This is a genomic window from Micromonospora sp. NPDC005174, from assembly GCF_040608495.1.
Lineage (GTDB): Bacteria > Actinomycetota > Actinomycetes > Mycobacteriales > Micromonosporaceae > Micromonospora.
The window spans coordinates 265,926-278,232 of the sequence record NZ_JBEXIJ010000001.1 but is presented as its reverse complement, the minus strand read 5'-3'; the positions used below and the strand labels follow the sequence as shown (position 1 = coordinate 278,232).

At 71.8% G+C, this 12,307-nt stretch carries 7 protein-coding genes and 1 pseudogene; 5 read left to right on the top strand and 3 right to left on the bottom strand.

The annotated features are described in order from the left end of the window. The first annotated feature begins 103 nt into the window (after window positions 1-103). Window positions 104-1,123 carry a LacI family DNA-binding transcriptional regulator gene (locus tag ABZU91_RS01290; RefSeq protein ID WP_355232942.1) on the top strand — a complete coding sequence of 340 codons (1,020 nt, stop codon included), beginning with the start codon at window positions 104-106 and terminating at the stop codon, window positions 1,121-1,123. 9 nt (window positions 1,124-1,132) lie between these two features. On the opposite strand, the gene ABZU91_RS01285 is transcribed toward ABZU91_RS01290, so the two are convergent. Next, window positions 1,133-3,526, bottom strand: a complete 2,394-nt coding sequence (locus ABZU91_RS01285) for an EAL domain-containing protein (protein ID WP_355232941.1) — start codon at window positions 3,524-3,526, stop codon at window positions 1,133-1,135. A 232-nt stretch (window positions 3,527-3,758) separates the two neighbouring features. Between ABZU91_RS01285 and ABZU91_RS01280 the strand changes: the two genes are divergently transcribed. Further along, the gene (locus ABZU91_RS01280) at window positions 3,759-4,151 is read left to right on the top strand and encodes a PH domain-containing protein (RefSeq protein WP_355232940.1); all 393 of its coding nucleotides are present in this window, start codon (window positions 3,759-3,761) and stop codon (window positions 4,149-4,151) included. 39 nt (window positions 4,152-4,190) lie between these two features. On the opposite strand, the gene ABZU91_RS01275 is transcribed toward ABZU91_RS01280, so the two are convergent. Further along, on the bottom strand, window positions 4,191-5,117 hold the full coding sequence (locus ABZU91_RS01275) for a 2-hydroxyacid dehydrogenase (protein WP_355232939.1): 927 nt from the start codon (window positions 5,115-5,117) through the stop codon (window positions 4,191-4,193). 184 nt (window positions 5,118-5,301) lie between these two features. Here ABZU91_RS01275 and ABZU91_RS01270 point away from each other — a divergent pair, with 184 nt between their 5' ends. The 3 genes from ABZU91_RS01270 (at window position 5,302) to ABZU91_RS01260 (ending at window position 9,972) form a co-directional block, all read left to right on the top strand. Then, window positions 5,302-7,119 (top strand): SpoIIE family protein phosphatase, encoded by a 1,818-nt coding sequence (locus ABZU91_RS01270; RefSeq protein WP_355232938.1) that lies wholly within the window; start codon window positions 5,302-5,304, stop codon window positions 7,117-7,119. A gap of 47 nt (window positions 7,120-7,166) precedes the next feature. Further along, window positions 7,167-8,339 (top strand): PQQ-dependent sugar dehydrogenase, encoded by a 1,173-nt coding sequence (locus ABZU91_RS01265; RefSeq protein WP_355232937.1) that lies wholly within the window; start codon window positions 7,167-7,169, stop codon window positions 8,337-8,339. Window positions 8,340-8,400: 61 nt separating this feature from the next. After that, entirely contained in the window at window positions 8,401-9,972 is a 1,572-nt protein-coding gene (locus ABZU91_RS01260) for a metallophosphoesterase (protein ID WP_355232936.1), read from the top strand. A 41-nt stretch (window positions 9,973-10,013) separates the two neighbouring features. On the opposite strand, the pseudogene ABZU91_RS01255 reads toward ABZU91_RS01260, so the two are convergent. Beyond that, window positions 10,014-12,307: pseudogene (locus ABZU91_RS01255) on the bottom strand (hypothetical protein); the annotation flags it as partial.

Here is a 12,307-nt window from a genome sequence, read left to right as displayed (position 1 = left end):
TCGAGACGTTAGCTGAACCGGATAAGCTCAGCCACCGTACGATCCGACCCCCGGGGTGTCAACGATCGGTTGACGAGCCCCTCAGCGGCAGAGGAGCACGCCGGTGAAGCGGCCGACCATCGCGGACGTCGCCCGACGCGCGGGGGTGTCCAAGGGTGCCGTGTCGTACGCGTTGAACGGGCAGCCCGGCGTCTCCGAGGTCACCCGGCAACGCATCCTCGCCATCGCCACCGAGATCGGGTTCAGTCCGAGCAGTGCGGCTCGGGCACTGTCCGCCGCCACCGCCGAGGCGGTCGGCCTGGCCCTGTGCCGGCCCGCGCGGACACTGGGCATCGAGCCGTTCTTCATGGCGCTGATCAGTGGTGTGGAGGCCGAACTGTCGGCCCGCTCGTACGCGCTGACGTTGCAGGTGGTGGCCGATCACGACGCCGAGATCGCCGTCTACCGGCGCTGGTGGGGCGAGCGTCGGGTGGACGGGGTCCTCGTCTGCGACCTGCGCACCGACGATGCGCGCATCCCCGCCCTGGAACAGCTTCGCCTTCCGGCCGTGGTCATCGGCGGGCCGGGCGGCACCGGGGACCTGGCCAGCCTCTGGTCGGACGACGCGGCCGCGCTGACCGAGGCGGTGGAGTACCTCGTCGCGCTCGGGCACCGCCGGATCGCCCGGGTCGGCGGCCTGCCCGACCTGCGGCACACCGAGATCCGTACCGACGCGTTCGAGGCGGTGTGCCGGCGTCTCGACCTGGCCGAGGCGGTCACCGTCTTCTCCGACTACACCGGGGAGGAGGGCGGGCGCGCCACCCGACGGCTGCTCAGCACCACTCCCCGGCCGACCGCTGTCATCTACGACAACGACGTGATGGCCATCGCCGGGCTTTCGGTCGCGCAGGAGATGGGCCTGACCGTGCCGGCTGACCTGTCCATCGTGGCCTGGGACGACTCGCCTCTCTGCCGGCTGGTGCACCCGCCGCTGACGGCGCTCGGGCGGGACATCTCGGCGTACGGCGCGCACGCGGCCCGCCACCTGCTGGGCGTGATCGCAGGCGAGCCGGCGACGCGTGCGCGGGACGAGACCCCGCAGTTGACCCCGCGCGGCAGCACCGCACCCCCACGGCAGAGGTGAACCGGTTCATCAGTGGTATGCGGAGGGGAACTCCTCGAAGTACGCCTCGACGCGCTCGGCGGTCGCCGGCCGGGACAGCGCGAAGCCCTGCCCGTAACGGCAGCCGGCCCGCTGCGCCCCCTCGACCTGGGTCGCTGACTCCAACTCCTCGGCGACGATCTCCACACCCAACCGTTCGCCGACGTTGACCACCACGTCGATCAGCGGCGGCTGCCCGGCCGGCTGCGCCCCCACCAGCTCCGGACCCACCTTGAGCAGGTCGATCGGCAGCCGGCGCAACTGGGCCAACGAGGCGTGTTCGGCCCGGAAGTCGTCCAACGCGGTGCGTACGCCCAGCGACCGCAGACCCGCCAGCCGGGCCACCACCGTCGACAGGTCGGCGGCGACCCTCGGCTCGGCCACCTCCACCACCAGTCGCTCCGGTGGCACCCCGTACGCGGCAAGGACCGCCGCGGCGCGCTGCACGAAGTCGGGCGTGGTCAACTCCCGGGTGGTCACGTTGACGGCCATCCACAGCTCGCGGGAGCCCGCCACCCAGGCGGCCAACTGCCGGCAGGCCCGGTCCAGCACCCACCACTCCAACTCGCCGACCAGATCCAGGTCCTCGGCGACCGGCAGCAGCTCGGCCGGGAGCACCGTGCCGAGCACCGGGCTGCGCCAGCGCAGCAGCGCCTCGGCACCCACCGGCTGCCGGTCGGTCAGGTCGAGCACCGGCTGGTAGACCAGGTCCAACTCGCCCCGGGCGACCGCGCCCGGCAGCTCACGTTCCAGGTCGAGCCGGCGGACCAACTGCTCCTCCAGGAACGCGTCGTACCACTCGACCCGGTCCCGGCCCAGCTGCACCGCCCGCCGCCGCGCCAGCTCGGCCTGCCGGAGCACGTCGGCCGGACCAGCGCCACTCACCTCGGCCAGCCCGATGCTCGCCTGCACGCGCAGCACCGAACCGGCCAGCTGGTACGGCACGGTGAGCGTGGTCAGCAGTCGGGTGCCCAACGCGTACGCCAGCACGGGCCCGGCGCCGGTGACCACCGCGAAGCCGGCACCCATGCAGCCGGTCACCAGGTCGCCCGGCGCGACGACCGCCCGGACCCGCAGAACCGCCTCGGCGAGAGCGTCCTCGCGGGCCACCAGGCCCAGCCCTTCGGTGCCGTGCAACTCCACCAGCAACAGCGCACCAGCTGGCGCGGGCACGTCACCGATCGCGGCGAGGGCGGCGAGCAGGGCCGCCCGATCTCCCGGCCCGTCGCCGGTCGCGCCGGATTGACGGTGTGCCGGCGACCAGGCGACACCCGTGTCGGGCCACGTCGCGCCGGCGCCGCTCGCATCGGCGCGCCAGACGCCGTCGGCGCCGGACGTGGTGGTCGCGGGAGCCCAGGACTCCGGTGTCGCGGCCGGCCGGTGCGGTTGCGGCTCCCGGCGGCGGATCGGGTGGTCGGCGGCTCTGCGGTGTGCGGCGTGCCGCTCGGGAGCGCCCGCGCCACCACGCAGCAGCTCCCGCAGGACCAGAGGTGGCACCGCCGCGAGGGCGAGCAGCAGACTCGTCCGGTCCGGAGTACGACCGGAACCTAGGTGCAGGCCCGCCGCGAACAGCAGCACCGACGCCGGGAGAACCGCCCGCGGCCAGGTCGTGGCGGGGGTACCGGTCGGTGGCGTGACGCTGGACGTCGCCACCGCTGACGTCGCGCCGAGGGCGGTCAGCAGCATCCCGAGGACCAGGGGCGGCACCGCGAGAAGCGGCGCACGACCCGTCGACGCGGACGGCAGGATCGCCAACAACACCAGCCCCACCAGGGTGAGCAGGACGCCTCCCCGGCAGATCGCGCCACCCGAGCGCCGCCGGCGGCCGGTGAACGCGCTGAGCGCGGCGTTGCCCAGGCCCGCCAGCACTAGCGCCGCGACCAGCCGGACCGGCGCGGGGAGGGTGGCGGTGGGCAGGAGCAACCAACCGGCGAGGGTCAGACCGACAGTCGGGCCGGCCGCGTCGACCAACCCCCGTAGTCGGGCCGGCGCGGGCGTCCGTGCCGAGAGCCCACGCAGCCCGGCCACGGACAGGACCGCGACGATGAGCGAGCCGAGCAGCGCGACCGCGCGATGCCGGGTGTCGACCAGCGGCCACACGGCCGCGACCCAGCCGGCCGCCACCACGGCGGCGTCGAGCAGGATCGCCGACACCCGCCACGAGGAGTCGGCCGGCGGCGGGTCGGCGGGTCGGTGCACGGCCAGCCGGGAGAGTCGGACGCCGGCGAGGGTGGCGCCCGCGCCACCGGCCAACGCGATCACCACCGGGGTCGGGACCACAGCGGCGGCACCGGCGAGGACGAGCAGCGCCACGGCCGTCGACACGGCGGCCTCCGGGACCGCCCGGCGGGGGACGAGAAAACGGAACGGGTACGCGAGGAGCACGGCGGTCGCCTTCGTGAGGGGGCACGGGGCGGTGCGGGCGGTGCTGCGGTGCTGAGCGGTGGGACGGCGGAGGTTGCGAGTCCACTGCCCAAAACTGGAAAACGACCGGCGACCGAATTTGTTACGCGTCGGTCATCGGCACGAAGCAGTGACCTGTGTCACTGTACGACGTACGGGCCCCGTGGCACCGCCCGCCGCGACCCCTGCCGGCCAGGGGTGGGATCATCGCAGGGTGAGTACGCCCGACACGGTCCGCTTCCGTTTCAACCAAGCCATCCTGGCCGCCGCGGTCATCGCCTTCATCGGTGCCCTGCCACTGGCGAACGCCCGGGCGTACCTGCTGCCGGTGCTGCTCATCCCGCTCGGCGTCGGGGTGTGGGCCTGGCGGGCCGGCACCGACGCCGACTCCCGGGAGCTGCGTCTGCGGGCGCTGTTCGGGCAACGCCGGATCGGCTGGGACCGGGTCGCCGAGTTGGCCACCGACGCGCGCGGGCGGGCCGTCGCCCGGCTCGACGACGGCCAGCAGCTCGTCCTGCCGGCGGTACGCGGCACCGACCTGCCCCGACTGGTCTCGGCCACCGGCCAGACCCTGCCGGACGAGGCCGCCGAGGCACCCGGCGCGTAAGCCGGGACCGCTCGCCGACCCCGGCGCCGCCCCGACGGCTCAGTAGCCGTCGACCACCGTGTTGACGAGTGGTTCACCGGCGGCGAACCGTCGCACCTGCTCGCCGACCAACCGGTACGCGCGCGGCAACAGCCCTCGCACCGATCCCCCCACGTGTGGGGTGAGCAGCACGTTCGGCATCGTCCACAGGGGAGATTCGGCAGGTAGCGGCTCCGGATCGGTGACGTCCAGCGCGGCCGAGATCCGGCCGGTGGCCAGTTCGGCGACGAGCGCCTCGGTACGCGCCACCGGGCCCCGGGCCGCGTTGACCAACAGCGCACCGTCGGGCATCGCGGCCAGGAAGTCCTTGTCGATCAGGCCGCGGGTCTGGTCGGTGAGCGGCACCAGCACCACCACCACGTCGGCGTCGGGCAGCAGCCGGGGCAGCTCCGCGACGGCGTGCACCGACTGCTCCGGTCGGGCGGTGCGGGCGACCAGGGTGAAGCTCACCCCGAAGGGCGCCAGCCGGTCCCGCACCGCCGCGCCGATGGACCCGGCCCCGACGATCAGCACCCGTTTGCCGGTCAGCTCGTCGGTCGGCGCGTTGCCGTCGTACGCCCACTGCCGCTGTGCCTGCGCCCGGGCAAAGGCGGGAAACGCCCGTAGCTGCGCCAGGATCGCGGTGACCACCCACTCGGCCGTGGACGGGTCGTGCACACCCCGGGCGTCGCAGAGCGTGACTCCTTCGGGGACACGGCCGACCCAGGCGTCCGCCCCGGCGGAGAGCAGCTGCACCACCGCCAGGTCGGGTAGCTCGCGCAGGAGCGCGGTCGCGTCCGAACCGCTCAGGAACGGCGGCACCCAGAAACGAACGTCGGCCACGGCGGACGGCAGGCGATCGGCGTGCTCGGCGACCTCCACCGTCACGCCCGGGGGCAGCTCGCCGACGAGGTCCAGGCCGGCCGGGTGCGGAATCCATACCTTCACGTCCGCCGACGATAGCCGCCGGCGAGACGGCCGGCGCGGGCACGGCGGGAACCGGCGCCACGGAGGACCGAACTCGGCGCTGGGTGGGCGCGACGCGACGCACAAGTGTTCGGTTCCGGCCATGAGGAGGTATAACCGAGTGTTGGAGGGCCGGTTGTCCTCCACCCCGGCAGACAGGTGCTCGATGACGGACGGCTCCCCCGCCAGCACGCGACCTTCGAACACCCCACCCGGAGTGCTCGGCGACGCGGCGCGGCTGCGTGCCCTCGCCGACACGGGCCTGGACGCCGCACCCGACGAGGCGTTCGACCGGTTCGCCCGCCTGGTCAGCGACCTGCTGGAGGTGCCGGTCGCACTGGTCTCGCTGGTCTCCGCCGACCGGCAGTTCTTTCCGGGCGCGGTGGGGCTGCCCGAGCCGTGGTCACAGAGGCGGCAGACCCCGTTGAGCCACTCGTTCTGCCAGCACGTGGTGGACATCGAGGTGCCGATGGTGCTGCCGGACGCCCGCCTCTACCCCCGCGTACGGAACAATCTCGCCATCGACGACCTCGGCGTCGTCGCGTACGCCGGGATGCCGTTGACCGACCTCTCCGGCCGGGTGCTCGGCTCGTTGTGCGCCATCGACAACAAGCCTCGGGCGTGGACCGCCGGGCAGGTGCGGACGCTGTCCGACCTGGCCGCCGCCTGCTCGTCGGAGCTGCGCCTGCGGATCGCGCTCGACGGGGCGCAGGAGGCGCGTCGTCGGGTGGTGCAGGCGCACGAGCGCCTGGAACTGCTGGCCGGAGTGAGCGAAACGCTCGCCGGCACGTTGGACGTGGGCACGTCGCTGCGCCGGCTCGCCGCCGCCATGGTGCCGCTGCTCGCCGACTGGTGCCTGCTCACCCTCGTCGGGCCGACGGGCCAACCCCGCGAGGTCGTCGCGGTGCACCGCGACCAGGCCCGGATGCCGGACATCGCCCGCTTCGCCGACCTGCTGCGCACCGGCCTGAGCCAGGAGTCGATCATCCGCACGGTGCTGCGCACGGGCCAGCCCCGGCTCGGTGAGGTGGCGTCGCCGGCCGACGTAGCCCGGGGCACCATGAATCCGGAGCTACCGGGGATCGCCGATCGGCTGGGCATCGCCTCGTACCTCAGCGTGCCGGTGCGGGCCGTCGGAGGCACCGTGCTGGGCGCGATCACCCTGGTCAACGGTCCCGGTCGGCAGCAGTTCGACGCCCGCGACCTGCTCACCGCCGTGGACATCGGCCGCCGGGCGGGGCAGGCCATCGGCAACAGCTCGATGTACGGGGAGCAGCGGCACGTCGCCGAGGTCCTGCAACACAGCATGCTGCCGCGGTTGCCGATCCTGACGGAGCTGGAACTGGCGGCCCGCTACCAGCCGGCGGCCGACCGGGTCGAGGTCGGCGGCGACTGGTACGACGCCTTCGTGCAGCCCGACGGCGACGTGATCGTGGCGATCGGGGACGTGGCCGGGCACGACATCGAGGCCGCGGCGACCATGGGTCAGCTCCGCAACCTGGTGCGCGGCAACGCGTTCGGCCGACCCGACCAGGTCGGGGCGCTGATGAGCCACCTGGACGACGCGATCCGCGGTTTGCGGCTGCCCATCGCGGCCACCGCCACGCTGGTACGGGTCAGCCCGGCGCGCTCCGGTGTCCGCGAGGTGACGTGGTGCAACGCCGGGCACCCGCCAGCGCTGGTGGTCCGCGCCGACGGCTCGGTGGACGTGCTCGAAGCGACGCCGGAACCGCTGCTCGGCCTGGCCCGACCCACCCCGCGGACCAGCCACTCGACGAGCCTCGCTGCCGGAGACACCCTGCTGCTCTACACCGACGGGCTGATCGAACGCCGGGACCGGTCCATCGACGACGGCCTCGCCGAGCTGGTGGGCAGGTTGACCCGCACCGAAACGGTGCCCCTGGACGAGCTCTGCGACCTGCTGCTCGCCTCGATCCACCACCGTGAGGACGACACGGCGCTGCTGGCGGTCCGGGCCCGCTGACAGCGGAGCACCCCGGCCGGGCCATCCGTCGGGCTACGCTGGGCCCGGTGAGAGCCCGTCCCCCGTACCCTCGCATCCACCGCCTCCGGGCGGTCCTCGCGGCGTCCTGCGCGGTGCTGCTGCTCGCCTCGGGTTGCAGTTTCGGCGAGCCGGAACCCGACCCGGCGGGCGAGCCGCCCAACCTGCCGACGCCGTCGGCGTCGGCGAACCCCGGCGGTGCAGGCCAGCAGGCGGTGACGACCGTCCTGGCCAAGGGGCTGCGGGTGCCGTGGGCCATCGCGTTCCTGCCCGACGGCGGCGCGCTGGTCACCGAACGGGACAGCGGCCGGATTCTCCAGGTGGGCCCCGAGTCCGGCCCGGACGGGCTGCGCGTCCGGGCGGTGCAGACGATCAGCGACGTGGCGGCGGCGGGCGAGGGCGGCCTGCTCGGCATCGCCGTCTCCCCCGGCTACGCCCAGGACCGGACGGTCTTCGTCTACTACACGGCCGAGCAGGACAACCGGGTTGCCCGCCTGCAACTCGGCGGGCAGCCCACCCCGATCCTCACCGGCATCCCGAAGGCGAACGTGCACAACGGCGGCGGGTTGGGCTTCGGGCCGGACGGTCAGCTCTACGTCAGCACGGGTGACGCGGGCGAGCGGCCCAACGCGCAGGACACGAAGAGTCTGGGCGGCAAGATCCTGCGGATCACCACCGATGGCAAACCCGCACCGGGCAACCCGTTCCCCGGCTCGCCCGTGTGGTCGTTCGGCCACCGCAACGTGCAGGGCTTCGCCTGGGACGCGGCCAAGCGCATGTACGCCGTCGAGTTCGGCCAGAACACCTGGGACGAGATCAACCAGATCACCAAGGGCGGCAACTACGGCTGGCCGGAGGTCGAGGGGCGGACCGGCGACAAGCGCTACACCGACCCGATCACACAGTGGGCGACGTCCGACGCGTCCTGCTCCGGCCTGGCCGCGACGGACCGGCTGCTGGTCACCGGCTGCCTGCGCGGCAAGCGGCTCTGGGTGATGGAGCTGACCGACACCGGGACGCTGCTCGGGCAGCCCAGCGAGCTGCTGACAAACCGGTACGGGCGGTTGCGCGCCGTGGCCGCCGCACCCGACGGCTCACTGTGGGTGAGCACCTCCAACCACGACGGGCGGGGTGACCCGGCGGCCGACGACGATCGCCTTCTGCGGGTGGTCTTCGCCGGTGGCGACGGCGGTCGCAGCTGAGCTGCGTCACCTTCCGCCCAGGTTTGCCAAGATCCCTCCACGGGCAGGTCAGAATCTCAGCATGGACGGGCAACGCGACGAGCGGCACGACGACGCCGAGGACCGGGACGACCCGGTGACCGGCGGCGAGCCGTCGCGCCCAGCGGCCCGTCGGATCGGCCGCCCGGGCGGGCCGGTACGGCGCACCGGCGTGGTCCTCGCCGTGCTGGCGGTGGCCCTGGCCGGGGCGGTGCTCGGGGTGCTGGCCGGCGGTCGGGTGAACACCGACATCGGGCCGTTCCGGGCCAACCTCACCCTCTCCCCGGCCAGCGACGGCGGGACGACAATCGACGTGCCGCCGCTCGGCGCGCTGCTGATCGACAGCCACAGCGGGCCGACGCACCTCACCGTACGACTCGGCGCGCTGGACCAGGGGCGCACCGAGGCGCTGCTCGACGATCCGGCGAGCATCAGTCGGGCCAGCCAGAGCGCCGTGGAGGACGTCCGCTCCGGGGTGATGCGGCTCGGACTGCGGACCCTCGCCTCGGCGGTGCTGGTCACCCTGATCCTGGCCGCGTTGATCTTCCGGAACGTGCGGCGTACGGCGTGGGCGGGCGGTTTGGCGCTGCTGGTCACCGCCGGAAGCCTCGGCACTGCCGCCGCGACCCTGCGCCCGCAGGCGATCGAGGAACCGCGCTACGAGGGTCTGCTCGTCAACGCGCCGGCGATCGTCGGTGATGCCCGCCGCATCGCCAACGACTACACCAAGTACGCCGAACAGCTGCAACGCATCGTCGGCAACGTCAGCCAGCTCTACACGACGGTGTCGGCGTTGCCGGTGTTGGAACCGGCGCCGGGCACCACGCGCGTCCTGCACGTCTCCGACATGCACCTCAACCCGACGGGCTGGCAACTGATCCGCACGGTGGTGGAGCAGTTCGGCATCGACGTGGTCATCGACACCGGCGACATCACCGACTGGGGCAGTGAGCCCGAGGCGTCGTTCGTCGGCTCGATCAGCCTGCTCAAGAAGCCGTACGTGTTCATCCGGGGCAACCACGACTCGGGTAAGACCGGCGCCGCGGTGGCGCGCCAGCCGAACGCGATCGTGCTCAACAACTCGACGACCACGGTGGCGGGGCTGACCATCGCCGGCATCGGCGACCCGCGCTTCACTCCGGACAAGAACACCTCACCGGCCGGCAGCGGGCTGACCCAGGAGGTCGCCGACCAGGTAATCGGGGCCGGCAACCAGCTCGCCGCGACGGTCCGCAGCTCGCCACGGCCGGTCAACATCGCCCTCGTGCACGACCCGGCGTCGGCCGGGCCACTCGCCGGCACGTGCCCGCTGGTGCTGGCCGGGCACACGCACGCCCGGCAGGTCTCCAAGCTGCCGCAGGCACCCGGCCAGCAGCCCACCGCCCTGTTCGTGGAGGGCTCCACCGGCGGGGCCGGGCTGCGCGGCCTGGAGGGTGAGAAGCCGACTCCGCTGTCGATGACAGTGCTCTACTTCGACCAGCAGAAGATGCTCCAGGCGTACGACGACATCACCGTCGGCGGCACCGGCCAGGCCCAGGTCAACCTGGAACGCCACATCGTGCAGGACCCGAACGCCGGCGCCCCCGCCTCGGTCACCCCCACCCCGACCCGCTGAGCGCGGGCCGGGGCGGCGTCTGCCCTGAGGTGGCCGCGTTTTTAGCAGTCCATGACCACGTTCGCGAGTTCCTGCAGTTCCGTGCGTTTTTCGGAACGTTCGGTGTCTACGGCGAGTTTTGCTATGGCGTTCACCCAGGCGGATTTTTGTTCGTTGCGTAGCTGGCGGGAGTGTTCGTGGACGTAGGCCTTCGCGGTGTCTATTCCCTTGACGAAGAGAAGGTCGACCGCGTGTAGGGCAATGTCGGCGCCGTCGGCGGGATGGCCGGATTGTTTGATGAGGTCGACGCGCAGGTCGGTGGCGGGATCGATGGAGCGGGCGTGGTCGGTGATGAGGTGGAAATTGCGGGTGGCGGGGACGAGCTCTCTCTGGTAGTCCAAGACAATGGGAGCGGCATCGGGTGTGCCCAGCTCACCCAAGAGGGGTTTGAAGCGGGTGAACCAGGAGTCGCCCTGAACGAGGTCCACGATTTTGTCGAGGTCTGTGCGAGCCGCTGAGCTGGTCAGCTCTTGGCGGTATTCGTTGAGGATGGTGAGGGTGGCGCCGCGGTCGGGCGCGAGGAGGAGTTCGCGCAGGGCCGGAGTGACGACCTCGGTCTGGGCCTTTGCCTGACGCGCCGCGTTGGTGAGGCCTGCTGCGGTGAGGGTGGCGCCCAGTGCGAGGTCGGTGCCGAGCCTCGCCGTCCACGTCTGGCCAAGCGAGACCTGGCCGGGTGAGCGCTTCGGGATAACCGGGTGAACGATGCTGACGTTGGAAGCTTCGGACAGTTCGGTGAGTGGGCCCTCGATGTTCGCGGGGGTGACCACGACGCGGGGCCGTCGCCCCAGGGCCAGGTGTAGTGCCAGGCATCGCACAGCGGCCAGGGAATCGGCGGTCGCCGCGCGACCCGGGCGGACGCCCAGGAAGATCACCTCTCCAACGAAGCCGGCTGCCGCGGCGAGCACCTCCTTCTTCATCGCCGTCGAGGCTCGCTCGCCGAGCCAGTAGACCCGCCCCGACGGATCCACCTCGACGCCACGCCCGGGCGGCACCACCACCGGCCCGACCGTCCACTTCGCCCACGGCCGCTGCACGCCGGCAGCAGAAAGCGCTGCCTGGTTCATGCCAGCGGAAACGCGCGTGGTCCTCGCTGCCTCAGGCGCCGCGCTCTGGACGTTGTCGGCCGGCGCCGCGCTCTGAACGTTGTCGGCCGGCGCCGCGTCACTATCCGGTGTCTGGCTGCTGCCGGCGGCGCTGATTCCGGATGACACCTGGGTGCGGCGCGGTGGCTGGGCAGTGGACTGCACGGCGGCAGGCAGGGCCAGTAGTGGCTCGTGCGGCGGTGTGGACGGTGTGTCGCCGAACAGGGATGCCAGGTCGTCGTCGGGGGTGGGTTGCCGGGATTGCGGCCGGGGTGGGTTGATGAGGATCGGGTTCGGCGTGTGGTCCTTGCTGGCGGTGGGGTCCGGCTGGGTAGACAGTTGACCAGCGGCTATCGCCTGCGTGAAGTCGCGGGCGTAAGCCGAGGAGTTGGCCCACTCTGGCTGATTGTCCATCCAGCCAAATTCGCCATCCCCGGCGACATCGACATCCATCGTGTCCAAGGTGTCCGGTGGCACGTTCTCCTGGTCAGGAGCGTCGGCATCCCGGGCGATAACACCAGTGGCAACGGAACCGTCAAGACCCCCGGCCGCAGCAGAGGCAAGCCGCACATTCCAAGAACCGTCAGAACCGCCAACGAGACGCCAACCCTCGCCAGACTTCCATTCCATCGTCCACAAACCTGCTATCGAAGTGATGGAACGCAGCGACCTCCGCAAGTTTCCTATAGCATCTCTTGGCAGAGAACGACCGGCATATGTACTCCTGATCTCGGCAGTGGTTGCCAACGTGCCGCGCTTCTCGACAAGAAGTCGAAGGAGTGGAGCCTGTTCTCTTGTGAAAACAAATTCTGGAATTCCGTTGCGATACAGGGTTTCATTGTCAAGAACCCATGAATCGTGCGCAGCTGCGTAACTGCCCTCGGCCGCCGCAGGCGATGAGTCTGGCGCGTGCCGCTGGCGGGTTCTCTGGTGGGTGGAGGTCGAGGCGTACTGCTGGTTGGTAGACATGCCGGTATGGACGATTGGCGACGGATCCAGCAACGCGCCGACGAGTGGGACCTGGGCGTCGTCGAGGCTGAGGTTGGGGTGAGGGGCGTTGTGGTGGCCAGCGGTGACCGACGTGAATGGGTTCCAGGTGCTCGATGACTGCTCTGCGGCGTCGTGAAGGAGTGTGTCAGCGCCGAGTATCGAGATGCCCGGCACGCCGGCCGGACGCAGGGACCGATAGTGGTAGCCGTTGCGGTGGAGGTAGA